The 26071-nt window shown below is 48.0% G+C and carries 20 protein-coding genes; 16 read left to right on the forward strand and 4 right to left on the reverse strand.

Annotated elements, in window-relative coordinates; all coding sequences use genetic code 11:
- Window positions 1–6 precede the first annotated feature (6 nt).
- The 11 genes from ASD40_RS06185 to ASD40_RS06235 all read left to right on the forward strand — a co-directional run bounded on the left by ASD40_RS06185 (window position 7) and on the right by ASD40_RS06235 (window position 17493).
- Window positions 7–1053, forward strand: a complete 1047-nt coding sequence (locus tag ASD40_RS06185) for an amidohydrolase family protein (protein ID WP_235549183.1) — start codon at window positions 7–9, stop codon at window positions 1051–1053.
- Between the two features lie 15 nt (window positions 1054–1068).
- The gene (locus ASD40_RS06190; RefSeq protein WP_057302467.1) at window positions 1069–1419 is read left to right on the forward strand and encodes a Rieske (2Fe-2S) protein; all 351 of its coding nucleotides are present in this window, start codon (window positions 1069–1071) and stop codon (window positions 1417–1419) included.
- Window positions 1420–2035: 616 nt separating this feature from the next.
- Window positions 2036–2986 carry a carbohydrate ABC transporter permease gene (locus ASD40_RS06195; protein WP_057302468.1) on the forward strand — a complete coding sequence of 317 codons (951 nt, stop codon included), beginning with the start codon at window positions 2036–2038 and terminating at the stop codon, window positions 2984–2986.
- Window positions 2987–2999: 13 nt separating this feature from the next.
- Window positions 3000–3830 (forward strand): carbohydrate ABC transporter permease, encoded by an 831-nt coding sequence (locus ASD40_RS06200; protein ID WP_056608742.1) that lies wholly within the window; start codon window positions 3000–3002, stop codon window positions 3828–3830.
- Window positions 3831–3848: 18 nt separating this feature from the next.
- Complete coding sequence (locus ASD40_RS06205; protein ID WP_057302469.1) at window positions 3849–5399, forward strand: response regulator transcription factor; 1551 nt, start codon at window positions 3849–3851, stop codon at window positions 5397–5399.
- Window positions 5396–7105, forward strand: a complete 1710-nt coding sequence (locus ASD40_RS06210) for a sensor histidine kinase (RefSeq protein ID WP_057302470.1) — start codon at window positions 5396–5398, stop codon at window positions 7103–7105. The genes ASD40_RS06205 and ASD40_RS06210 overlap by 4 nt, the downstream gene beginning before the upstream one ends.
- A 105-nt stretch (window positions 7106–7210) precedes the next feature.
- A complete protein-coding gene (locus ASD40_RS06215) occupies window positions 7211–8653 on the forward strand; it encodes an ABC transporter substrate-binding protein (RefSeq protein WP_162251205.1) in 1443 nt (480 codons plus the stop codon).
- A 294-nt stretch (window positions 8654–8947) separates the two neighbouring features.
- Window positions 8948–10108 carry a galactonate dehydratase gene (gene dgoD, locus ASD40_RS06220; RefSeq protein WP_057302472.1) on the forward strand — a complete coding sequence of 387 codons (1161 nt, stop codon included), beginning with the start codon at window positions 8948–8950 and terminating at the stop codon, window positions 10106–10108.
- Between the two features lie 31 nt (window positions 10109–10139).
- A complete protein-coding gene (locus ASD40_RS06225; protein WP_057302473.1) occupies window positions 10140–10892 on the forward strand; it encodes an SDR family NAD(P)-dependent oxidoreductase in 753 nt (250 codons plus the stop codon).
- Window positions 10893–10912: 20 nt separating this feature from the next.
- Window positions 10913–12874, forward strand: coding sequence for a DUF6259 domain-containing protein (locus ASD40_RS06230; RefSeq protein ID WP_057302474.1), 1962 nt, complete (start codon window positions 10913–10915; stop codon window positions 12872–12874).
- Window positions 12875–13008: 134 nt separating this feature from the next.
- Window positions 13009–17493 (forward strand): Ig-like domain-containing protein, encoded by a 4485-nt coding sequence (locus ASD40_RS06235; protein WP_057302475.1) that lies wholly within the window; start codon window positions 13009–13011, stop codon window positions 17491–17493.
- Window positions 17494–17545: 52 nt separating this feature from the next.
- On the opposite strand, the gene ASD40_RS06240 is transcribed toward ASD40_RS06235, so the two are convergent.
- The gene (locus ASD40_RS06240) at window positions 17546–18436 is read right to left on the reverse strand and encodes a LysR family transcriptional regulator (protein WP_057302476.1); all 891 of its coding nucleotides are present in this window, start codon (window positions 18434–18436) and stop codon (window positions 17546–17548) included.
- A gap of 174 nt (window positions 18437–18610) precedes the next feature.
- Between ASD40_RS06240 and ASD40_RS06245 the strand changes: the two genes are divergently transcribed.
- Genes ASD40_RS06245 through ASD40_RS06265 form a run of 5 tightly spaced genes read left to right on the forward strand, consistent with a single transcriptional unit; the run spans window position 18611 to window position 23401 of the window.
- Window positions 18611–19990 (forward strand): GntP family permease, encoded by a 1380-nt coding sequence (locus tag ASD40_RS06245; RefSeq protein WP_057302477.1) that lies wholly within the window; start codon window positions 18611–18613, stop codon window positions 19988–19990.
- Window positions 19991–20012: 22 nt separating this feature from the next.
- Entirely contained in the window at window positions 20013–20798 is a 786-nt protein-coding gene (locus tag ASD40_RS06250; RefSeq protein WP_057302478.1) for a 3-hydroxybutyrate dehydrogenase, read from the forward strand.
- A 41-nt stretch (window positions 20799–20839) separates the two neighbouring features.
- Window positions 20840–21547 (forward strand): CoA transferase subunit A, encoded by a 708-nt coding sequence (locus ASD40_RS06255; protein ID WP_057302479.1) that lies wholly within the window; start codon window positions 20840–20842, stop codon window positions 21545–21547.
- Window positions 21544–22224 carry a 3-oxoacid CoA-transferase subunit B gene (locus ASD40_RS06260; RefSeq protein WP_057302480.1) on the forward strand — a complete coding sequence of 227 codons (681 nt, stop codon included), beginning with the start codon at window positions 21544–21546 and terminating at the stop codon, window positions 22222–22224. The genes ASD40_RS06255 and ASD40_RS06260 overlap by 4 nt, the downstream gene beginning before the upstream one ends.
- A complete protein-coding gene (locus ASD40_RS06265) occupies window positions 22217–23401 on the forward strand; it encodes an acetyl-CoA C-acetyltransferase (RefSeq protein ID WP_057302481.1) in 1185 nt (394 codons plus the stop codon). The genes ASD40_RS06260 and ASD40_RS06265 overlap by 8 nt, the downstream gene beginning before the upstream one ends.
- 91 nt (window positions 23402–23492) lie before the next feature.
- Here ASD40_RS06265 and ASD40_RS06270 read toward each other — a convergent pair whose 3' ends face one another.
- The 3 genes from ASD40_RS06270 to ASD40_RS06280 form a co-directional block, all read right to left on the reverse strand.
- Window positions 23493–24392 (reverse strand): fumarylacetoacetate hydrolase family protein, encoded by a 900-nt coding sequence (locus tag ASD40_RS06270; RefSeq protein ID WP_057302482.1) that lies wholly within the window; start codon window positions 24390–24392, stop codon window positions 23493–23495.
- 110 nt (window positions 24393–24502) lie between these two features.
- Window positions 24503–25276, reverse strand: a complete 774-nt coding sequence (locus ASD40_RS06275; RefSeq protein WP_057302483.1) for an SDR family NAD(P)-dependent oxidoreductase — start codon at window positions 25274–25276, stop codon at window positions 24503–24505.
- Window positions 25277–25290: 14 nt separating this feature from the next.
- Window positions 25291–26040, reverse strand: coding sequence for an IclR family transcriptional regulator (locus tag ASD40_RS06280; protein WP_057302484.1), 750 nt, complete (start codon window positions 26038–26040; stop codon window positions 25291–25293).
- Between the last annotated feature and the right edge of the window lie 31 nt (window positions 26041–26071).

The raw sequence follows: 26071 nt of genomic DNA on the forward strand, positions 1-26071 counted from the left end.
AAGGAAATGAAATGCATTGATGTCGATGTCCATAACGACCTGAAGAGTCCGCAAGAATTGCTGCTGTATTTGCCAGAGCCGTGGAGATCTAGAGTAGCGAGCTCGGGGCTTGGCTTTCCTGGGCACGGATATTGGTCTCCGGTCGGCGTCGTCCGCAAGGATTGCATTCCGCCTTCCGGAGGACCTTCTGCTTCCGATCCGGATTATCTCGTTAAGGATCTTGTCGAGCAGTTCAACATGGATAAAGTGATCCTAACGGGCAACTTGACGAACTCCTCGACGATCCATGATCCGGATTACGCAGCAGCGCTAGTCTCGGCCTACAACGATCATATTGTCGCCGACTGGCTGCCGAAGCACGAATCATTCCGGGGTTCGATCACTATCGCTCCGCAGGATCCGTCCCTCGCTGTGAGGGAGATCGAACGGCTGGCCGATCATCCGGCAATGGTACAAGTTCTCATGGGCAGCGCGCAGCGTGCAGGGCTCGGACAGCGCCAGTTCCATCCGATTTACGAAGCAGCCGAGCGGCATGGTCTGCCCATTGCCATTCATCCGGGGGGCGAAGGCGCAGCAGGGATGCCGGCCCCGACGCCAGCCGGTTATCCGACCCGTTATCTAGAGTGGCATACCTGCCTTTCGCAAAATTATATGGCACATCTTACCAGTCTCGTCTGCGAAGGCGTATTCGAGAAATTTCCGAAGCTGAAGTTCGTGATGCTGGAGGGCGGCATTGCTTGGCTTCCACATCTCATGTGGCGGTTGGATAAAAACTACAAGGCATTGCGTTCCTCGGTGCCATGGCTTAAGCGGCTGCCGAGCGAGTATATCCGGGAACACTGTATGTTCTCCACACAGCCGATCGAGGAACCAGATGACCCTAAGCAGCTGATCTCGATCTTCGATATGATCGATGCCGAGAATATATTGATGTTCTCCAGCGACTATCCACATTGGGACAACGATATGCCGACGGAGATTTTGAAGCGGCTTAGCTCCGAAGCGCGGCAAAAAATATTTTACGAGAATGCCAAAGCGTTGTATCGCATATAGGAGGGGGGATGAACAATGGCAATCCATTATGTAGCTGAAGCGGATGATATTCGGGAAGGCCAGAGCAAGATCGTGGATGTCGAGGGCCGGTCTATCGGAATCTACTGCGTAGGAGGCGAATATTACGCGCTGCATAACAGGTGTCCGCATGAAGGCGCTCCGTTGTGCAAAGGTCCGGTTTGCGGAACAACGCTGCCGTCCAAGGTATACGAATACGAATTCGGCCGCAATGGCGAGCTGGTGCGTTGTCCTTGGCATGGCTGGGAATTCGAGATCAAGACTGGGAAATCGATCTTTGACGAGAAAGTTCGAACGAGAAGCTATAAGGTTCAGGTCGATAACGGCAAGATCGGGATCGTCATTTAGAGGAATTCTTCCTGTCGTCCAAGAGGATTTTATCTCGCGAATATTGCTCGGGGAATATCGGGATGACTTGTCGATCGCGTATTATTCCAAAGTAGCTTCCGTATCAAAGTGTGACGTATTACGCCAATCCGAAATCGATACCTTTATTAGAATCTTGACAAAACAACCTCTCGCGGGCCGTCTAGCCTTTGGGAGGTTGTTTTTGTCGATATTGCGTCGGCGTGATGCCGACCGCTTTCTTGAGAGCATATAGAAATACCCGGCGCTCAGAAATTCACAGCAGTGATTTTGAGAGGAGAGGACTATATCAGTTAGCCTAACCAATCACCAGGCAACCAAGACACTGCTGGTGATTTCTCTTACCCGCATTTCCACGCAAAGACTCCGCTTTGTGGGGTTATTTGGCAGGAGCATGAATCCGGGTCCAGAATTTCTCCAGTTATGTGCAGTATATATAAAGTTTAAGGGGGGGATTGTCGAAAAGGGTGGTGCTATAATGGCGTTACCAATACAAAGAAGGGGGCAATACCCATGAATACTAGCGTGAAGCATTGGATTTCCTCGTTGGGGCTACGAGGCCTTCTGCCAGCAGATGGAATAAAGGAGGTCGGAAGGGATGACTGATTTATCCGTAAAGTCTGACATCACTCCGGCTGTAAGTGTGAGAGCCCTAAACCCCTTTCGACTCTTTTGGAGAAAGTATGGCGCCGCGTACCTCATGCTGCTGATTCCTGTTTGCTGCTTTGTTATTTTTTCCTTATACCCGATTGCTTGGGCGGTTAAATACGTTTTTTATTACTATGATGGAGTTAGGCCGGAGCGGTTTACGGGGCTGGCAAATTTCCGAGGACTGATGGATGATCAAATTTACTGGTCTAGCCTCTGGAAGCAGGCTCTTTTCTCCCTGAAAATCATCCTTGAGCTTCCTCTGGCCTTTATGCTGGCTCTGTTCCTCAGTTCGCAAATGAAAGGAAAAAATGTGTTTCGGGCCATGTTTGTTATGCCTTACATTCTGCCGGCCTCAACGATGGCCTTGGTGGTTTATATCCTGCTGAACCCGTACAACGGGGGGCTTAATCAGCTGCTGCTCGCCTTAAACCTGATCGATCAACCCATTGCCTTCCTGTCAGGCGGGTGGACAGCTTTTGTTAGCGGGATGCTTTTAGACGCCTGGCAGAATTTCGGGATCAATATGCTGCTTTTACTTGTAGGTCTGACCAGCATTCCGAAGGATGTCTATGAAAGCGCTGATATCGACGGAGCTACGGGGTGGACCAGGGTGCGTTATATCTCCCTTCCAATGATGGGGCGGATTCTGCAGATGATTTTGTTCCTGTCTATTCTAGGGACACTCAAGTCGATGGGCCCCTTTCTCGTCCTTACTGATGGTGGACCGAACTATGCTACCGAGCTGACCTTCTTGTATATTTTTCATCAGTTTTTCGGAGGAGATGCAGGCACCAATTATGGCTACGGAGCAACGGTGGCGGTGTTTACCGCACTTATCCTGGTCGTGATATCGATAGGCTACTTCAAGTTGACTAAGAAAATGGATTATCATAATTAAGGAGGACAGCAAAGTGAAACATCTGTTAAAGTGGTTAAAGTATGTAATTTTGTCTGTCGTCGCCATCCTAACATTGATTCCGGTGCTTTACGTCTTGTTTTATTCCTTCAAATCCAATCAGGAACTGATTACAGGTGGCGGCTTGCTACCTCGGAAGTGGATATTCTCCAACTATTCGGAGGTATGGGAAGAGCTGAATTTCTCCCTGTATTTCTATAACTCGGTGGTTTTTGCTACGGTTAGCTCTGGGCTGAGTGTGTTTATGGGGGCGATGTCTGGGTATGTTTTTGCCAGAACCCAATTCCCTGGAAAACGACTACTCTCTCTGTTGGTTATCGGGGTGATGTTCGTCAGCCTAGGTCCAATGACTTTGTTTCCAAAGTTCAAGCTCGCCGTGGATTGGGGATTGACGAACAGTATTTTTACGATCCCACTTGCTGCCTTGTATGGTTTGGGGGCTAGTGTTTTCCTGTACGAAGGCTTCGTTAAATCGCTCGGCAAGGAGATGGATGAGGCGGCAATTGTTGATGGGGCATCCTATTTCAAGCGTTTTTATCGACTGACACTGCCGTTGATGGCTCCGATTACCGCTACTTTTTTCCTGTTGGAATTTATTGCGGAATGGAACACTTATATTTTCCCATTAGTCATGAGTATCGGTAATCCGGATACCAAAACACTGACTGTAGGTGTGGTTGAACTGCGGAATATGGGTTCTGGAGCAGCAGCCTGGAACTTGTTGCTGGCGGGCTCGATGATTTCGGTTATTCCCGTACTTGTCGTATTTATTGTTTTAAACCGGCAAATTGTAGGTGGACTTGCGCAAGGTGCTGTGAAAGGTTGACAGATCGGAGGATGCAGCATGTATAAAGTGTTGATTGTGGATGATGAGCATTTTATTCGGGAAAGACTAGTCACAATTATTCCTTGGGAAGAATACGATCTCGTGGTTGCCAGTGTAGCAGAGGATGGAGAGAGTGCCCTGGAGAAAATCCGGGCCGTTTCTCCGGATATTGTCATTACGGACATCAGAATGCCGGACATGACAGGACTAGAGATGATAGCCCGGGCTGAGGCCTATCGGCCGAATACCCAGTTTATCATTCTCAGTGCTTACAGTGAATTCGATTATGCCCGCAGAGCACTCCAGTTGGGTGTAACGGATTATCTTCTCAAGCCGACGAAGCCTGAAGAATTACTGCAGGTTCTTCTTAAGCAGGTGGATAGGCTGGAGCAACTGAAGGTGCTAAGAGAACGTGACCGCCGCAATCGCTATTACGAGGAATCCATCCGCTCCCAGTATATTCAAGAGCTCATATTAGGAGATCAGCCTGGCTATGAGTGGAAAGAGGAGTGTGTTCAGGTAGGGCTGAAATGGCTGCTAGATGGCGAGTTGAGACTGCACCTGATTACGTTGGATGGGGCTGACCAACACGGTCATATAGAGACTGCTAAGATTGACCAGTTTGCCGTGCAGAATGTCATGTTCGAGCTTATAGCCGAATACGAGGCTATTTGCCCGATTCGCCTTTCCTTCGGTAAATGGCTGCTGGTTACGGGAGGCATCAGCTCCCAAGAGGAGCTCCTTGTCTTTGCCTGGCGATTATACGATTGTATAGACCGATTCACCAAAAAGAAAGTACACATTATGATTTCAGAGCCTGGACAAAGTCCGCTCCAACTGTCGAGATTATTTTGGGAAACAGAGAAAATGATGGAATATATGGGAGCGAATCCGGAGGAGCCGGTTCGCTTTCTTTTGCCGTCTCGAGACGAAATGGCCTATGTGCAATGGACGAAGCCTATGGCGGAGCTCATCGGGTGGATGCTGCAGGGGGATACAGACCGAGTGATAGAGTGGCTCAACCAACTGGCTCCTGCCTTTGTGGAATGGGATCTGAATGCGGCTCAGCGTTGGTGCTTTGAATGGCTGTCCACGATCCGGGAGCATGCTGGGGCCCAGGGTGAAGGACTTTTGCCGAGTACAGATGACTTAAGGATGCGCATCTCCGGTCATTCGAAAATCAAGGAACTTCTGTATTTCTTTACCCATGAGATCCATCATTTGCTCCGTCAGCGGCATGGCAAAGGCCTTCATCGGTTGATTCGTCTTGCCCTGGAGCGGATTGGCAGGGAATACGAACAGGATCTCCAATTGACCACCATTGCCGAGGATTTAGGCCTTTCCCCGGTTTACTTAAGTGAGCTGTTCAAGCAGCAAACGGGAGTCACCTTCCGTGTACACCTGCTTCGGGCCCGCATGGGCGCAGCCATTAGGCTGCTGAAAGATCCCACGCTTAAGGTTTATGAGGTGTCCTATAAAGTCGGGTACAACAAGGTAGAGCATTTTGTGAAGTTGTTCAAAAGGGAATATGGCATGACACCCTCGGAGTATCGGGGGGCTCTAGTATGAAGAAACGCCGCCCGCCTTTCCGTCGGTTTCACCAAAAGCTGTTCTTGCTTATGATCGCATTGGCGCTCCTCCCACTTCTGGTTGTCGGCCTTGTTAATATCCTTGTGACCTCCAATTTATTTACCCGGCAATTGGAAGAAAGCGCGGACTTGATCCTGTCCCGCACAGCTGCCCCTCTAGGGCAGCTATATCAGGAATTCCAAACAGCAGAGGGGCTGTTTCTTCAGGATGAAGAGCTGATGCAAGCTTTTGCAAATCCGCAAGCTCCTATTCTCAGGCAGGTAGAGGTGGCCAACCGGCTATCACAGTACCTGACCAATATCAAGTATATTAACGCGGACTTTCGCGTTTCCTTTCTCTTGCCTCGAAATCACTATCTTTCCAGCTACGGCCTTCCTGTAAAAAATGATCCCGCACGTATTGAGAGTTTTTCCCTGGATAAACGAACACTTGAACACGTTTACTGGCTGTCTGACGATAAAACAGCGGGGGAATTCACCTGGGTCGTTCCTTTAGGAAGTGTTGCCGCTCAGCAATTGCACGGTTGTCTGCTGATTACCATCCCGTACAGCTCCATGAGTGCAATGCTGGAAGGGCCGCAGCATCTTGGCCAAAGCCAATATCTTATTGTTGATGCCGGGAGTGGAAGATTAATCCGTTCTCCGGGAACGGTGGAGAATGCGGATCTCCAGTCGAGAATCCTTCATCTTCCTGAAGAGAAGAGTATGGACAAGTCGGAATACAGCTTTACAGAAGGGGATAGCTATTTTTCCATACGAACGATTGGGGCGGAATGGATGCTGCTCGGCATTGTACCACGGCATCAAGTGCTGCTGCCGCTCTATAAGGTATATCAATGGACCATCGGCCTGGTGGGGCTATTGCTGTTGGGTATGACGCTGCTCTCCATCAGGCTGGCACGGAATTTCTCCCGGCCGATTGAACGGTTGGCCTCGCTGGTTGTCCGAAAGAAAAGCGAGGGGGCCAACATGCACATCCCGCCTTTGGTGCGGGCGGATGAAATCGGCGTCCTCTATGACGGGATTCGTGAACTGTTAATGGAAATCCGTCAGGAGCAGGTACTGAAGAAGGAGTACCGACTGAGGCTGTTGCAGTATCAGATTAACCCGCATTTTCTCTACAACAGCCTGGATACTATCCAGTGGAAAGCGCTGGAGCACAAGGATCGGGAGCTTACTAATATGATTGAATATCTAAGCGGCTTTCTTCGAGGAGGCCTGGATCAGATCGATGTCGTGACCGTTGAGCAGGAGCTAAGGCACCTGAATAACTATATTGGCATGCAGCAAATCCGCTACAAGGGGCAGTTTACGATTACCATCCAGATCCCTGAGGAATTCATGCAGCAGGAGATTGTGAAAATCTCGCTTCAGCCGCTGGTGGAGAACGCCATCATGTACGGAATGAGCCGCCAGGCGGGTGGAAGTCTTATCAAGGTTGAAGGCTGGCGCGTAGCAGAGGATGCTTTTTGTATTAGTGTCTTTGATGATGGACAAGTTCTGGACGAGGAGCGGGTACAGCGGCTCCTCAGCGAGCAGGTTCCCGATCCGGACTCCTTTGGCATCCGTAATGTTCATGAGCGGATCCGACTCTATTTTGGTGAAGATAGTGGCCTGCGGATGAAGAAGTTGGAGCAGGGAAAATGCTTTGAGCTGCTGCTTCCCTTTGTGGAAAGGCTTCCATAATCGTGGCTGGTTTGTCAGTAAATACGAGTTTTGAGGGGTTAACTGCGGGTGGATTCCTTTCTATAATGAGGGTGTAATTCAAATCAAGATGAGGGGTTGAAGCAATTGAGTAGAAGTAAATGGGGAAGCCGCAGTTTGATTACGATAGCTGCCGTAGCGCTGGCTTTGTCTGCCGGGTGCTCGTCAGGTACAAACAATGGCAAGGTTGCCAGCAGCACCGCGGGGGTAGAGAAAGAAAAGCCTAAGGAAAAAGTGACGATCAAGGTTTGGACCAACACGCGGCATGATCTTGAGGTTCGTGAGGGCTTAATCAAAAAGTTCAATGAAACGAATCCTGACAATATCCAGATTGACTATAAGGTTTACTCGGACAACTATAACGAGCAGTTGAAGCTTGCGCTGAATGCGGGTAAACTTCCGGATATTGCTTATTATACGCCCGATCTGTCCACTGCGGATTATCCACTGGATTTGAATCCCTTGATCACACCGGAAATTCGCAAACGCTTTGATAAATCCGCTCTTACAGCTCCACCAACCTCCAAGAATGGTGAACTGGACCGTGTCTTTGAAAACGTCACCACTTTTAAATTAGTTTACAATAAGGATTTGTTCAAAGCATCCGGACTTGATCCAGAGAAACCTCCAACGACCTGGCAGGAAATGCAGCAATATGCGAAACAGATAACAGCCAGTGGAGGCGGCAAGAAGTTCGGTCTCGGTCTGCCGATCAAGCAGTCGGCATTCTGGCGGTATTATGTGACTTATCCGGCAGTTGTTTCGGGAGACATTTATGGCAGGGATGGCTGGAATGCCGTAACTGGAAAATATGACTTTTCGCCTTTTGCTAAATATGTGAAGTGGTGGATTGATGTGAATAAGGAAGGCAGCGTCTTTCCTGGCGTAGGCAATTATGACAACGATATGATCCGCGCCCAGTTTTCCGAGGGCAATATCGGCATGCTGTCCGCCGCAACCTGGGATATCGGGGTATTCAACGATCAGTTTCCAGCAAAAATCGACTGGGCCGTGGCAGACTTCCCTACTTGGGCAGGGAAAGTTCTGGGGGGGCCTGGCTACGAGACAGCGGGCGGATTCAGCATCAACAAAAAAACGGAGCATCTTAAAGAAGCAAAGAAGGTATGGGAATTCATGATCTCCGATGAAATGTTTGTGACGCTGGCCAAAAAGGGTCTCGGTTCCTTTACAAACCTTGCCGCTCAGGAAAAATCGATTCAACCAGTGGATCGCAAGGGATCAGCAGGTTTTGTCATCAACGGGAAGTCAACGAATTATCCGGTGGCGCCACTGCTGGATTATTCCGTTTTAAACCCTCCGCTTAAAGTGGGCTCAATCGATGTCAAAAAAGCGGCCGTTGTAAATGACGTCATGTCGGAGCTGTTTATCAGGGGCAAGGAGCTTCCGGAAATTGAGAAGGGACTGCAAGAGCTGGGAGATGCGTTCAACAAACTGACGGCTGCCAATGTGGAAGCGAAAATGGTGGATTTAAACAAGTATCTGCAGCCGGACTTCAAGCCGCTGAAGTAACGGCTGATAGCAGCGATTAACGTACCGGAACTATACTTCGGTGAAAAGCTTATCTTTCGCACCCCCCAGATCACTTTGCATAGCAAACAGCTCTGGGGGGTGTTATCTATCGAGTGCAAGGGGCGGCGATTCAATCCGTGAGCGGTCAAAAGTGGATAGAGCAAGCTACAGAAATTTATAAAAAGGACCATCCAAACAAGAAATAGAGTGAATGCAAATCATTACGAGATCCAAAGAATCTCGTGATGATTTTAAACTAAAAATAAATATGACATGTTTCTTAGGGGTGTGGAGATGAAAATTACTGGCGTGAATACGTTTGTCGTCGATTGTTACCGGACAAACTTCGTATTCGTCAAAATTTACACAGATGAAGGTATTTCAGGGGTTGGCGAAGCAACGCTGGAGTATAAAGAGAATGCTGTAACTGGGGCAATAGAAGATATAAAACGTTACCTAATCGGTAAAAGCCCGCTTGATATCGAAGCGCACTATCACAATATATATCGTGATGCCTACTGGCGGGGCGGAGCCGTTCTGATGTCTGCGCTTAGTGCAGTGGAAATGGCATTGTGGGACATTAACGGTAAATCACTGGGCGTTCCGGTTCACAGGCTGCTTGGGGGCAAGGTTCACGATAAGGTGAAGGTGTATGCCAATGGATGGTTTGCCGGCGCCGCTTGCGTAGAGGATTTTGGTGTAAAAGCCAAGGAAGCGATGGAGCGAGGATTCAAAGGGCTCAAGTGGGATCCGTTCGGCAAAGCGTACATGACCCTCTCGAATGAGGAAATGGATAAGGCTCTCGCATGCATTGGCGTTGTGAGAGATGCTGTCGGTTATGATATGGATCTGTTCATTGAAGGGCATGGCCGTTTTAATGTACCTACAGCGATCAAGATTGCTAAGGAGATTGAAGCTTTCAGGCCAGTGTGGTTTGAAGAACCAGTTCCACCAGATAACTTGGATGCCATGGTAGATGTAAGACGGAAATCTCCGGTGGCTATCGCAGGCGGAGAACGATTGTTTACGCGACAAGGATTCAGCGAGGTGTTCAAAAGAAGAGCGCTGGACTATGTGCAACCGGATATCAGCCATGCTGGCGGCATTATGGAATGCCGCAAAATTGCAGCAATGGCGGAAGCGAACTATATTCCATTCGCCCCGCACAATCCAAGCGGCCCCGTAGCTAACGCAGCTACACTTCAATTGGCTGCCTGCACGCCTAACTTTTTCTATCTGGAAATTATGGCAAGTGATGTGCCTTGGCGCAAAGAGATAACGGACGAACAGCTGCATTTCGAGGATGGCTACATGACAATCCCGGATAAACCGGGGTTAGGCATTGAACTGTATGAAGACTCAGCCATTAAATATCCTTTTGTCCCGCACGATTTAAGGCATTATAACGGGCAACTTATTCAAATTCGACCACCGGCTGCCGAGCATTACTTTTAAATCATTTTAGAAACCGAGGTGAAGCATCGTTATGTTTGATTTATCTGGCAAAGTGGTCATGGTAACGGGGTCATCGCAAGGTCTCGGACGCGGGATGATCTTAGGAATGGCTGAAGCGGGAGCTAATGTGATTATTAACGCTCTGGAGATCACGGAAAGCGCACTTCAACTTGTTGAGCAGGTCAAGGCGATGGGGCGGGATGCCATTGCGATTCAAGCTAATGTCAGCCAAGAAGAGGATGTCCAGAGATTGTTTCATGTGGCGGTAGAGAAGTATGGACGCCTCGATATATTGGTCAACAATGCCGGCACTTCCAGGGCGGAAACGATAGGCGAAACGTCGCTGCAAAGTTGGAATGAAATCATCAACAACAACTTGACGAGCACCTTTTTATGCTCGAAGTATGCAATGGACATCATGATGCCGCAAAAAAGCGGAAGGATTATTTCCATCAGTTCGGTCGTTGGACATCAGGGTGCCTTGTATGGCCATGTTCACTACGCTGCTAGTAAAAGTGGACAGATCGGCTTCACAAAAACGCTCGCTCGCACGGCCGCTCCTTATGGCATTACCGTTAACGCGATCGCTCCGGGCATCATCGAAACCGAATTATTGCTTCAAACGCATGGGGATGAGAAGGTAAAGAGTTTAACGGAATCCGTCCCCTTAGGCTTAGGGAAGCTTGAAGACGTTGCGGCTGCGGCGGTATTCCTAGCCAGCGATGAGGCTAGGTACATTACCGGAATTATTCTGGATGTGAACGGCGGTCTTTATTTACGATAAGGAAAGGACAGATTGGGAAAATGACTTTTTCACTTAAGGCAGGACAATTACAGTTTGCTGTAGATCCGCAGGGACGATCCGTACGATGGTCGGCGGAGGGACTTCTATTACAAGAGAGTGCAGGAGCGGATTTCTGGAGAATTCAACTGGATGACGGCGAGTTTCGCGACATGTCCGTTCGTTCAAGTCTTCAGAGCGGGACGGTAACCGAAATTGAGGGTGGATTGGCTGTCCAATACAATCAGCTCGAAGCAGAGGACGGGAATACCTATCCCGTATTGTTTCGGGTGCAGGTCCTCGTAGAAGGAGAGCAATTTCACTTCTCATACAAGGTAACCAATCAGAGCGAAGTAAGGGTTAATGAGGTCAAACTTCCGTTCGTAGATGTATCAGTCGTTGCAGATGAACAGCGTTCTCGCGATGTCCTGTACCGCAGTCAGGGGCATGGACACCGACTTGCAGATCCTTGGACGGCAATTGACAAGGCTCATACTGAATACATGTCCAGTGATGACCATGAGATTTGGCTCGACATGACCTATCCGAGTTTCGGCAGTATGGCTTGGTTCGGTGTGCAGAGCGGTTCGCATTTCCTTTATGTAGGAAGGCATGATGACAACTTCACTACGTGTGTGTTGGCCGCAGGAATAGGCCCGCGCAACAGCGATCCGCGACTCGTTCTAGCCGTTTCTCAGTTTCCTTTGGTGCAAGGAGGAGAAGAAGTTTCCTCCCCGACCTCTGTAGTCGCCTTCGTTCCCGGGGATTGGCGGCAAGGCTCGGCCATTTACCGGCAATGGGCGGACGGTTGGTTTAGTGAACCGCAGAAACCCGATTGGGTACAGAAGCTCCCGGGTTGGCAGCGAATCATTATGAAGCATCAGTTCGGCAAAATTTACTTCCGTTATGAAGATTTACCCCGAGTCTACGAGGAAGGTAAGGCAGTCGGGGTGGAAATGATTCTGCTCTTCGGTTGGTGGAAAGGCGGCTTCGATAACGGTTATCCGGTTTATGAACCTGATCCTGCTCTTGGCGGAGAAGAAGGGTTTAAAGCAGCGATTGCGGAAGTGCAGCGTCGGGGGGGACGTGTTGCGCTTTACACAAATGGCGTATTGATCGATGTAAAATCAGACTATTACAAGGAAACCGGACATCGGATTTGCCGCAAAAATATTGATGGCATGGAGTACAGGGAGCATTATAAATTCAACAATGACGGCATGCTGCTGCGCAATTTTGGCTACAAAAGCTTTGTGTCTGCCTGTCAGGCGACCGATGAATGGAATAAGCATCTTACCCAGATCGGTCAACAAAAACTAAGCTACAACCCGGACTCCATTTTCTACGATCAGATCGCTGGACATTTTCCACATCTCTGTTTCGATGCTTCGCATGATCATGGAAACCGGGGGGATAACGAGACGGTTTATCGGCGGCGCAATTTGCAGCAAATGCGTGAATTATGCACAGGGGATAAAGCTTTCGGCTCTGAATTCGTTGTCGACTGCTATGCGCCTCTCCTAGATTTCCATCATAGTTGCCAATACGCGAGTTTTAAAGACGAAGAGTCGTTCCCTGAGCTTTATCGGCAAACGTTCCCCGAGACGATTATGTCCAATCGCTACATGCATGATGAGAGAAGCGATTTTAAACAGCAGCTTCACTTCGCTTTTGTGTATGGATACCGCTTTGACATTGCTATTTACCGCTCTCGGGCAACAGTGACTGCGGCTCCGGCCTATGCGAGCCACGTTAAGGAACTGATCGCCTTACGCGATCGCTACTCTGAATTTTTCTATCACGGCACCTTTTCATTGGATACCGACATGGAGCTGCCTGAAGGAATCATCAAAACGGAATACGTTCATCATGCGAGAAGACTCTTCGTATTCTGGAATGATTCCGCTGAGGAGAAGCTTATTTCTTTCCAAAACCAAACGATTCGTTTGGGGGGCAATGAATTACGATGTGAGATTGTGGAATAAGCAGTTGGTAGGAGGGGGCAGCAAGGCTGCTCTGTGTTCAAGTCGGCACGGAACAACCTTGTTGTTTTCTTTTTAGATTGAAAGTGAAACGCTTACATTATTGAATTATATAATGAAGAAAGGGTGGATGCATGATGTATAAAAAGATAATGTCGGGGCTCATTTTATGTACTCTTCTAATTTCGTTGTTACTCCCGCTACCTAAAGGATTTGCCGCCGGAAGTACAGGCGTCCTTCAATTCCAGGATGATTTCAGTGCAGGGATGTCACTGTGGAATGGAATTAACGGGTCATGGGCCGTCGATAACGGCGCACTTCGCGTTACATCATCCAGCTCGAACAATATTGAGATGAAAGGGACGAATTCGGTTTGGCAGGATCAAATCGTTGATTTTAGGCTGAAAATCTTGGAAACGCCAGGAGGTGGATTTACAAGAGTATATACGAGGTACAGTAGCAATACCAGCAATTTGAGCTTGATGATCCGGCCTAATGGGTTAAGTTATACCATTAATGGGTCTAGCGAGGTGTCCCTTTCCGGCTATAAATTTACCGTTGGCAGTAACTACGACATCAAGATGAATATATCGGGAAGCACGGTAACCGTATATGCAAAAACTGAATCGGAAACCAATTATACGAGTGTAGGAACGATTACGGGTATACCCGTTCAAAGCGGAAAGGTCAGATTTTCAACCTTCAACGATAAAGTGCAGCTCGATAATGTAAGCGTTGTTAATTTGCGCGATTCGGCTTTTATGGCTAACGGAAACATATTGTCTTCTTTGAACGTGGGAAGTCAATCCAATTTGCAATTAATAAATGCGACTGGAAATTCGGTTATATGGACTTCTGGCGATGCGGCGAAGGCAACTGTTGATGGAAACGGTGTGGTTACCGGGTTAAGCAGAGGACTAGTTACTATTACTGCCGCTACGGCAGACAATTTGTCGCAAGTGAAATTCGATATCTATGTGAAAGATCCGGTGGATTCCATAGGGGTATTGCAGTTCCAGGACGATTTCAGCAATGGTATGAATCTATGGAATCCTGTACAGGGCACTTGGATGGTTGATAATTCCCGATTATCTTCGACAACAACCGCTTCCTCTCTGATTGAACTCAAAGGGGCGAATGCACAATGGAGAAATCAGACGATTTCGATGCGGTTTAATCGTGGAGACAATTTGGCCGGAAACTTCATTTCCATTAAGCTTAGATATGTGAGCGAATCCGAGTACACACGGCTGCTGATCAGGGGGACCGGATTAAGCTATATTAAAGCAGGCGGTACGGAGCAGTCTTTTTATTCCGGGGCATTTAATCAAGGGATAGATTACGATATCAAACTGGCTGCTTTGGACGATTCGGTTCAAGTATATGTAAAAGACGCAGCGGATGCTGATTATACGTTTGCGGGAGCAATTTCCAACGTTGCGTATTCATTTGGCAAGGTGCAGTTGACTACTTACAATCTAAAGGCGACTATTGATGATATTAAAATTTGGAACCATGAAAGCTCGAAGTTAGTCATGGGCACCAAGCTGGCCGCTTACGCCAGAGGAAATAGCGCGCCTATTCCGATCACCAATAAAACTGGCAAGAATGTCGTATTGAGCTCAAGCAACCATGCTGTAGCAACAGTCGATCAAACTGGTGTTGTCACAGCCGTCGCAAAGGGGCAGGCTACTATTACCGCTGCAACGTATGACGGTTCTTATCAAGATAAGAGTGACGTTGTCGTCTATGTCCGGCCAACAGGCGTTTCCCTAAATAAGGCCAGTACTTCGCTATATGTAGGGGAATCCGAGGAACTCACAGCGATGATCGCTCCAACTGATGCCGATAACTTGTTCACCGTATGGTCAATCAGCGACCCATCCGTGGCAAGCTTGGTCGGCGGAGCAAGCAAGTCCAGAGCCATCAAAGCGTTGTCCGCTGGGACGACGATGGTTACTGTTACTACAGTAGACGGCGGATTTTCGGCCACAACCCAGGTTACGGTGAATCCTATACCGGGTCCAACCGTTTCATCGGCGGAATTCCAGATCGATACGACTCCGTATGCTTTGTCGCCCTATCTATTAGGGGTGCATAACGAACAAGTTTTAAAAATCGGCAGGGTGACCGATTTTCAACCTGCAAGTCATGATAATCTCGGCATGGAACTCAAGCTGCAAAACGTGCGTGGTCCGGATGGAACAGGCGCTGATTTCTACATGTACAACGAAGGTACCCTTATTAATTCGAAGGATCCGCGTTATCAGCAATTTTACGGAAATAAAACGATCGGGGCTATTGAAAATGTAAGCTTAAAGCCGGGCTATCCAGGGCTATCCCTTGCGAATTCGTACCATCTGGCTAATACTTTGGGTGTGCCGTACGTATATGACTTGAACGTCATCTCACAGTCGGTAGATGAAATTATGACTCAAATTCGGCAGATGAAGCAGCTGACAACCCAGCCTATATATGTGGAAATGGGGAATGAGCTATATTCAATTTTCTTTGATAAAGCGTTTCCATCGGTAAACGAGTACATTGCAAAATGCAAATTGATTTATCAGGGCATCAAAAACATCGACCCAACCATAAAAGTTGGTATTGTCGCGGTCGCGAAAGACCTTGAAGACAGGATCGCTGCTGACCCCAATAATCAGCCAGATCCTAACGTCGACTGGGGAGCAACGCAGGGGGGACGGGTTGCTGCTTGGAACCAGAGCCTGGCGCAAGACACCAGTTTCTACGATGCGATCATCGTCCATGTGTATTCCCCTATTCCGTATCTGAATGATTTGACGAACAGCAAGATGATGGACTATTTGTATACGTATAACCAAAGCGCATTGGAAGGGCTCATCATTCAAAATAATCAATTCCCGGGCAAGGAAATGTGGGTAACGGAATGGTCATCACTTCCGACGGTCATTTTCGGAGAGACGGACTTGAACGAGAAGGCACGCAAACAGTTCATGAAGACACCAGGATTTGCGATCCACAGTATGGAACGGGTGCTGCAAATGATCGAGTCAGGCGCAGTGACGATTACCGACGTTCACGCGATGGTGGATACTCAGGGGTTTGGAATCGTGCAGCAGGCATCGAATGGCGATCTCGTCAAATTACCGAATTTTCATGTATTTAAAGCATTAGGCGATTTGCTTGACGCAAACAGCAGTTACTACAAGATCAATCTCGCACAGGGCAATGTTCAAAATGAAAAACTTCGCTTTATAGCAACGAATGTATATTATAATGTCGCTGATGTTGGCGCATGGGGATTCGGCGATGCAAGCGGCATTAAGAAGGTCGTATTTGCCAACCGCACGATGAACCCGGTTAACGTATCCGTACCAGGAGCGGCGCTCAAGACGAATTGGATATACGGGGGAGAAAATCCTTTGCCGGATTACCTGACCAATCCGAATGCGAGCTGGCTGGACGCTCCTCAGGTCAATCCTTTGCCAGAGGCACCTGTCTCAAGTTTTGCCGGACAGATCCAATTGCAGCCTTATTCGATGACGATCGTGGACATTACAGATGTTGCTGCGCCAGTTACGACAGCCTCAATGTCTCCGGCGCAACCGGATGGACAAAATGGTTGGTACGTAAGTCCGGTAATGGTAACATTGACCGCCACCGATCATGGATCGGGTGTGGAGAAAACAGAGTACAGTCTGGACGGAGGAATCACATGGCAGATTTATACAAACCACTTATCAGTGAATGCGGATGGACAACATGTGTTGAGCTACCGTTCGACAGACAACGCCGGCAATGTGGAGATGCAGCGCACGAGTGTAATTAATATTGACATGACTGTGCCGACTGCATCGGTCGCATATAGCAGCACAACTCCGACCAATGATATTGTAGTAGCGTCCATTACGCCAAACGAACATGTAACGATAACGAACAACGGGGGGGCAAACAGCTACTCGTTCATCATGAACGGCAGCTTTACTTTTGAATTTGTTGATGATGCAGGCAATCAAGGCACTGCGACCGCAACCGTAAACAACATGATTACGAAAAGCAAAGGAGTGCCGGGAAAACCTGATCTGTCTAATGACAATGGGTATGATACCGGCATTCAGGACGGCAATTACAGGGTGAAAATGGATATGTGGTGGGGAGATAACGGTAGAATCTATAAGCTGTATGAAAATGATGTGCTCATCGAGACCCAAATTCTTGCGGATAATTCACCGAGTGCCCAATCTACCGTAACGTCAGTTACCTACAAGATGAATGGGACCTACCGCTACTACGCTGAACTCACCAATACTTTTGGCACAACGAGAAGTGACATTATGACCGTTATCGTTACTCAGGCAACACCGGCTAAACCGGTCCTTTCCAATGACAACTGGGATGGCGACGGGAATTTCAAAGTTGACATGAATCTGTGGTGGGGAACGAATGGAACGACCTATCATTTATACGAAAACGGTATTCTCATCTATACACAAGCAATGACAAGCAATACACCTGCTGCTCAATCTGCAATGGGTACCGTAACAAATAGACCAATAGGCACCTATGAGTATCGCGCTGAGCTCGTCAACTATGCAGGAGCCGTATCCAGCGATAAGATGATTGTAAAAGTAACTAAGTAATACTCATCTTCGAATGACCTCAGACCCCAACAGTAAGTGAATGTTGGTATAGTCAGTTCTCTGTCTCCGAAAGCTCTTGGCTAAACGAAATAAACTCACGCATCGCGTAAGAGACGTAATGATCCTTAGGCCAAATAATGACTAAATTCCAGGGAATAGATGGCTCTGTTAAAGGCAGCGTAAGTGCTTCGGGAGAAGTGATTTTACTGCAAATCGTCTCGGGTATGATAGAAATGCCTGCATTCGAAGCCACCATTTCAGCCAATAGGTCCCATTGTGAGCTTTCGTAAACAACGGAAGGATCGAATCCAACGGATCGACAGGCATGAATGACATGGTTTCGAACGGCATAGCCGCTAGGAAACAGGATAAAGGGTTCATTTCTAAGCTGCAAAAGAGATACGCTGGATTGCTCAGCTAGCGGATGAGAACGATGGATGATGAGCGCTAATTTTTGAAAGAGAAAAGGCAAGGTTTCAAAGTTAGACGTGTCTACAGGCCCAACCACCACACCGAGATCAAGCTTGCGGTTTTGCACAAGGCTTTCTACATTCTTAGCGCCTTCTTCGACAAGTTGGAAATGGATATTTGGATGTTTAATTTGGAACTTTGCGATTACTCTTTTAAAGAAAACGGAACCAACTACCGGGGGCAACCCTATGGTGATGGTTCCTTTTTTTAGGTTGGAGACATCATCTAATAGGTGATGAAGATCTTGGACAGCCTGAACGATGACTTGAATCTGTTGAACGGCGATCTCTCCCGAGTCCGTCAATTGAACATATTTACCTGAACGATCAAATAAAGTAGCGCCCAGTTCTTCTTCTATATTTTTCACCATTTTACTCAGTGTAGGTTGTGTGAGGTGAAGGGCTTCGGCTGCTTTGGTAAAATTCATATGTTTAGCAATTTCAAGCAGATAAGTTAACTGGCGTAAATCCAAAGGATCATCCCTCCCCGACCTATAGCATTTTTTCATGATTGTCATTCCAATTATGAATTTTACCTGTTGAGAATCTGCATGTAAACTGAAATTAATCCAAATGTAATGTAAACAGTTCATTCATACCAAACAAGTTGGAAGCGCTTTACAAATGACGATAAAGGAGAGCAGAACATGTTTATTGAGATTGTAGCGATTGTGTTATCCTTAGGCCTGCTGATGTTTTTTGCTTACAGAGGCTATCCGGTCATCGTGTTTGCACCTATTTTCACCTTGCTGGCTGTATTGATATCGGGAATTGCTTTAATGCCGAGCTATACAGAAGTGTATATGGTGAACGCAGCAAATTATGTGAAAAACTTTTTCCCGATTTTCCTATTGGGAGCTGTGTTCGGTAAAGTGATGGAATTGAACGGTGCGGCATCCTCCATTGCGCAATCGCTAGTGAAGGCATTGGGCTCCAAAAGGGCGATGCTTTCCGTTGTTCTTGCTTGCGGTATCTTAACGTACGGCGGTGTTTCTTTATTTGTGGTAGCGTTTGCAGTGTACCCTTTCGCTGTTTCGATCTTCCGTGAAGCGAATATTCCAAAGAGATTGATTCCCGGTACGATTGCTTTGGGAGCGTTTACGTTTACGATGGATGCGCTGCCAGGAACACCTCAAATTCAAAATATTATTCCTACAACTTATTTCGGAACGGATTCTTATGCGGCTCCAATCCTTGGTATTATCGGCGGTCTTATCGTATTTGGCTTAGGGCTGTTCTGGTTGGAACGCAGACGCAAACAAGCGGAAGCTGCTGGTGAAGGCTATGGTTTAGGACATAAGAACGAGCCTGAAGGGCTAGACAATCAGAAATATCCAAATCTCTGGGTGTCAATCATCCCATTGGTGCTGGTCCTGCTATTTAACTATTTGCTGAGCAGAGGTTTCTTAACGGTAAACAACTGGTATTCAGCTGAGCTTTTGAAAACGTTTAATATTGCCAACGTAAAAACGGTATCGTCCTCATGGGCATTGATCGTGGCCTTGCTCATCGGTATTCTGTCTGCGATCTGTATTAATGCACGCGTTGTTCAAAGTAAATTAGCAGCGGGTTTGACGGCTGCAGCTATGGGAGCGCTGCTTGCTATTTTTAACACAGCATCTGAGGTAGGCTTCGGTAATGTTGTCAAAACCCTCCCAGGATTCAAAGCTATTCAAGGTTGGATTCTAGGCTTAAGTTCTCATCCGCTTATCTCGGAAGCCATTTCTGTCAATATATTGGCCGGTGTTACAGGCTCCGCATCAGGAGGGCTATCCATCGCCTTGGAAGTCATGGGTAAGCAATATTTGGCCGCAGCAACTACAGCAGGGATTAGCCCGGAATTGCTACACCGAATTGCTTCGATGGCATCAGGCGGTATGGATACGCTCCCACATAATGGTGCAGTCATCACACTCCTTGCCATTACAGGACTCACACATCGACAATCGTACAAGGATATTTTCGCAATTACGGTTATCAAAACAGTAACGGTTCTCGTGCTCGCGATCATTTTATCGATTTTTTAAGTTCAAGATGGAGGTATGCGCAATGGTTAGGTTCTTGGAAAATAAAGTTGCCTTGATAACAGGGGCTGCAAGCGGTATTGGTCTTGAAATCGCTCGAACTTATGCTCGAGAAGGAGCCAAGGTGGTCATTTCCGACATCAATGGTGAGCAAGCGAATCTGGCAGCGGAGCAGTTGCAGGAAGAAGGCTTTGAAGCTATAGGGGTTAAATGTGATGTAACGCAGGAGAAGCAATTTGTCGAAGTTATTGAAACCGCAGTTCAAACCTATAAACGGCTGGACATTCTTGTCAATAACGCAGGACTGCAGCATGTTGCACCTATTGAGGATTTCCCTGTAGAAAAGTTTGAATTCATGCTAAAGGTGATGCTGACAGGTGCTTTTATCGGAATTAAACATGCTTTCCCGATCATGAAGGAACAAGGCTTTGGTCGGATCATTAATATGGCTTCGATCAACGGAGTGATTGGATTTGCAGGCAAAGCTGCCTATAACAGCGCAAAGCACGGGTTGATTGGCTTAACGAAGGTAGCGGCACTGGAAGGTGCTGCTCATGGCATTACGGTGAACGCGCTGTGTCCGGGATATGTAGATACACCTCTTGTTAGAGGACAGCTGCAGGACTTGGCGAAAACGCGCAATGTTCCTTTGGAAAGTGTCCTTGAAGAAGTTATTTACCCTTTGGTTCCACAAAGACGCCTCTTAGCGGTAGAGGAAATTGCTGACTATGCGATGTTAATTGCAAGCGATAAATTACGAGGGGTTACGGGAGCGTCACTATTAATCGACGGTGGTTACACGGCCCAGTAGAGATAAATAAACCTAGGGATAGGAATAGGAGATGGATCATCATGAATAAAATATGTTCTTCCATAGAGGAAACTATAGCGGATATTCGTGACGGAGCCACGTTGATTGTTGGCGGTTTCGGGCTTTGCGGGATTCCAGAGAATTTAATTGCAGCGCTTAAAGCGCAAGGGACCAAAGATTTGTGCGTAGTTAGCAATAATTGCGGGGTTGATGATTGCGGCCTTGGACAGCTGCTGGCTAACAAACAAATCAAGAAAATGATTTCCTCCTACGTGGGAGAAAACAAAACATTTGAGCAGCAGTTCTTAAGCGGGGAGCTTGAAGTGGAGCTGGTCCCTCAAGGAACGCTTGCCGAACGAATTCGTGCTGGCGGAGCCGGTATTCCAGGGTTTTATACAGCTTCGGGCGTAGGCACTTTAGTTGCAGAAGGCAAAGAGCACAAAACATTTGAAGGACGCACCTATTTGTTGGAAAAAGGGATTGTTGGTGATTTTGCCTTGGTCAAAGCTTGGAAAGCAGACCCGATGGGCAATCTAATTTTCCGCAAAACCTCGCGCAACTTTAATCCGCTGGCAGCAGCAGCAGGGAAAGTGACGATCGTTGAGGTGGAAGAAATTGTGCCGGTAGGTGAGCTGAACCCGGACGATACTCATACGCCAGGTATTTATGTGCAGCGGATTGTGAAGGGTGCGTCCTATGAAAAACGGATTGAGCGTCTCACCGTTCGAAGTAAGGAGGTATCGGTATGAAAAACGACCGTTTAACGATTATTAAGTGTGCCGTTGAGGAAATTAAAGAGGGCATGTACGTCAATTTAGGCATTGGCCTGCCTACGCTAGTCGCCAATTATATTCCTCCGGAAATGACGGTTATGCTGCAATCGGAAAATGGGCTTCTGGGCATCGGTGCCTACCCCTACGTAGGAGAAGAAGATCCGGATTTAATTAATGCAGGCAAAGAAACGGTAACCGCTGTAGCGGGCGCTTCTTTTTTTGACAGCGCAGAATCGTTCGCTATGATCCGAGGCGGTCATATTGACTTGGCCATTCTGGGCGGTATGGAGGTAGCGGAGAATGGCGACCTTGCCAACTGGATGATTCCCGGAAAAATGGTAAAAGGGATGGGCGGCGCGATGGATTTGGTCAACGGCGCCAAACGGATCATTGTCATCATGGAACATGTGAATAAAGCAGGTGAGTCGAAAGTTAAAAAGGCATGCACCCTGCCATTGACAGGTAAAGGCGTAGTGAATCGTCTGATTACGGATTTAGCCGTCTTTGATTTTACGGATGAGGGCATGGTGCTATCGGACATACAGCCAGGTGTAACGATGGAAGAGGTTCTCGCCAACACAGAGGCGCGTTTTACCATTAGTCCTCTTCTTCAAAATGAACCTCAGATGAGCAAAGGAGATCGTTATGAGTAGAGAAGTCGTCATCGTTAGCGCAGTTCGTACAGCCGTTGGCAGCTTTCAAGGAGCATTGGCGGACATATCCGCTCCGCAGCTAGGCAGTACGGTTATCCAAGAGGCTCTGAAGAGAGCTAATCTGGCTGACAGCCAAGTAGACGAAGTCATCATGGGTAATGTGCTTCAGGCTGGACTGGGGCAAAATCCGGCCCGGCAAGCTTGGCTCAAGGCGGGGTATTCGCAATTCGTTCCAGCGATGACGATTAACAAGGTATGCGGTTCGGGCCTGAAGTCCGTCATGCTGGCGGCACAGTCCGTGAGCCTCGGAGATGCGGATATCGTGGTGGCAGGCGGTATGGAAAATATGACGCAGGCGCCTTATCTGCTGCCCGGGGCTCGTTCGGGCCTGCGGCTTGGTGACAGCGCTATGGTCGATTCGATGATTCGGGATGGACTATGGTGCGCGATGTGCGACATCCATATGGGCATCACGGCTGAGAATATAGCGGAGCATCATCGTGTAACACGTGCCGAACAGGATGAGTTTGCTGCGTGGAGCCAGCTGAAGGCGGAGCAGGCGATTGCATCCGGCAGATTCAAGGATGAGATCGTGCCTGTTGCCATCCCGCAAAGAAAAGGCGATCCAGTGTTATTCGCGCAGGATGAGTTTCCTCGTGCGGGTACAACAGCTGAAGTGCTGGGCAAGCTCCGTCCTGCTTTCAAAAAAGAGGGAACGGTTACGGCTGGCAACGCTTCTGGCATTAATGACGGAGCCGCTGCGCTTGTTGTTATGTCCGCGGATAAGGCTAAGGAGCTTGGGCTTAAGCCCTTAGCTCGCATCAAAGGCTATGCGAACACTGCCTTAGATCCATCTATGATGGGAATGGGGCCCGTTGATGCTGTTCGTAAATTGCTCCGTAAAACGGAGGTTCGACTCGATAGCGTTGATTTATTCGAGCTGAATGAGGCTTTTGCTTCGCAGTCTTTAGCTGTTGGACGCGAGCTGGGTGTTTCAGCAGAGAAATTAAATGTCAATGGAGGATCGATTGCCATTGGACACCCGATTGGTGCAAGCGGAGCCCGCATTCTGGTTACGCTGCTGCATGAGCTGGAGAAGAGAGGTGGCAAGCTGGGGGTAGCTGCTTTATGTATTGGCGGCGGACAAGGCGTAGCGATGTTGGTGGAGCGAGTATAAATGGAAGAAGCAAAAGAGCAAGCCGCAGATCCTACGGCTTGCTCTTGATGTATAGATGAGTTTTTGGATTCCGTTTAAAAACGAAAGCTAGTTACTCACTAACCATGCGATTAGTCAGACTACCTAATTTTTCTATTGAAATCGTCACGACATCGCCGTCTTTTAAGTATACGCGCTTATCAACTGGATCACCGAGCACTACACCTTCCGGTGTACCCGTTAGAATGATATCCCCCGGATACAACGTCATATGCTGAGAAATATAGCTGACAATTTCGTCACAGTGGAAAATCATATCCGCCGTGTTCGAGTTTTGACGCACTTTGCCGTTGACCGTGGTGCTGATCTTGAGGTCATTCGGATTGCCGACTTCATCGGCGGTCACCAGATAAGGGCCGAGCGGGCTGAAGTCATCACACGATTTGCCCAGTAGCCACTGCGGAGTTCGCATCTGCAAATCACGCGCAGAAAGGTCATTCACGCAGCAGTACCCGTACACGTGCTCCAAGGCTTCTTCCTTGGGCACATATTTGGCCTGTTTACCAATCACGATGACTAGCTCAGCTTCGTAATCGACTTCCTTGGTTACACGAGGTAGTGCAATGTCATGCCCGTGTCCGGTAAGCGTATTATTAAATTTGTTGAAGAGAATCGGGTATTGCGGGATAGCAGCATTCGTTTCTTCGGCATGCTTGCGATAGTTCAGACCAACGCAAATGATTTTGTTAGGATGCGTAACGCAAGGGCCGTAAATCATTGTCTCTTCGCTGTGCAGCAAGGAGGCACGGTCTTCGTGCTCTAGAACAAGATTAACGAGGTTAAGTAATGCATCGGTAGCGGCTACCCCGCCATTAATGGCTTCGTGAATAGTGGCAGGGACTGTGAATGCTGGCGTCAGCTGCTTGACAGCTTGAACGACATCCAGCACGCCAAATTCGGTTTGGACGCCCAGGGTCAACGTATCATTTTTCCTGAAAGTAAGCAGTTTCATTAGTAATACCTCCTGAATGAATGTATGAGTGAATGATTAAATGAATAAATGAATAAATGAATAAATGAATAAATGAATAAATGAATAAATGCAGAATACGGGCCGTCTACTTAAGCGTTCTTGCCGAAAGTCACGCCTCCGTCAATATATAACGGTGAACCCATCATGAATTTGGAATCGTCTGAAGCGAGGAACAATGCTGCTAGCGCAACGTCCTCCGGACGGCCCATTTCGTTGCTTAACTGCCTGGATTTCAAAGAGGCGATGGCTGCTTCAGGATCGTCGTAGGAAGTGCGGAGATAGTTTTCTACGAATGGTGTTAAAATGGTACCCGGCAGCAGCGCATTCACCCGGATGCCATAGGCGGCATAATCCACCTGCATGGATTTGGTCAATGCGAGGACAGCGCCTTTGGTTGCTGCGTAAGATGCTCGGCGGGCCAGACCTATTTCAGCAATACAGGAAGACATGTTAATAATAGAACCGGATTTGCGCTCCATCATATGTGGTACGACATACTTTGAAGGTAAGAATACACCTTTGACATTAACGCTCATGATGCGGTCCCAGGCGTCAGGTTCTAGCTCATGAAGCGCGCCTACGCCGCTAATTCCGGCATTGTTGAAAAGCACGTCAATACGGCCATGTTCCTGTATGATTTGCTCTACCATCTGACTGACGGAGTCTGCTTGAGTAACGTCCGCTTGTATGTATTTAGCAGCTCCGCCAGCCCCGATAATTTCATCCGCAGTCTCTTTCCCTTTGACGACATCGAGATCGTTCACGATGACTTGCGCACCCTCTTGTCCAAATAAGAGAGCGGTACTTTTGCCGATTCCTGATCCTGCACCTGTGATGAGAATGACTTTGTCTTGTAATCGCATGTGAAATCTCCTTTTTATTCGGATAGTTTATGAGCGAGCTTACAAATTTCTTCTATACATGACTGCTTCTTCTGCTCCCATTGAGGCAGCATCATGGAGCAGCTGACAGCAGCAATGACCTGGCCTTGGGCATTACGGATCGGAGCCGCCGCGCAGCTAAATCCAAGCACGGCTTCCTCCAAGTCTAGTGCATAACCTTGTTGCCGGATTTGCTCTAAACTTTGCTTTAATGCTTGTAAAGAGGTAATGGAATGAACCGTTAAACGTGGAAATGGTTCTTGGTCAGAACGATAAAGCAAATCAATTTCCTCATCGCTCAGATCAGCCAGTATGACCTTACCGAGTGCGGTGGCATGTGCAGGCAACCGCATGCCTGGTTCAGAAGCGAGCCTAACAGGCGTAAGCGCTTCCTCTTTAGCGGTATAGAGGACTTCCTTGCCATCTAATTTGGCAAGTTGGAAAGATTCGCCCAGCTTCAGCTTGGATAGGGCTGCTTCCTTATGGAAGGACTCATTCAAGTCTCGCTGCTGCATGGAGGCATGGCCGAAACGAGACAACTCTCTTCCTAGCCGGTAGGTTTCTCCGGTCTCCTTTTCGATCCATCCCAAGTTCTCCATGGTTAATAACAACGAGTACATCGAACTTTTGTTAATGGCGAGCGTTCGAGACAAGTCGATGAGCTTCAACTCACCTGGATGCAGAGAGATTTCTTTAAGGATCAGGTGTGCACGTTCGATAGCCGGAACGCGGTATTTATCATCCAAGTAAGGGCCTCCTTGTTCGCAAAGCGATCGT

Origin of the sequence: Paenibacillus sp. Root444D2, assembly GCF_001426375.1 — a bacterium.
Classification (GTDB): domain Bacteria; phylum Bacillota; class Bacilli; order Paenibacillales; family NBRC-103111; genus Paenibacillus_E.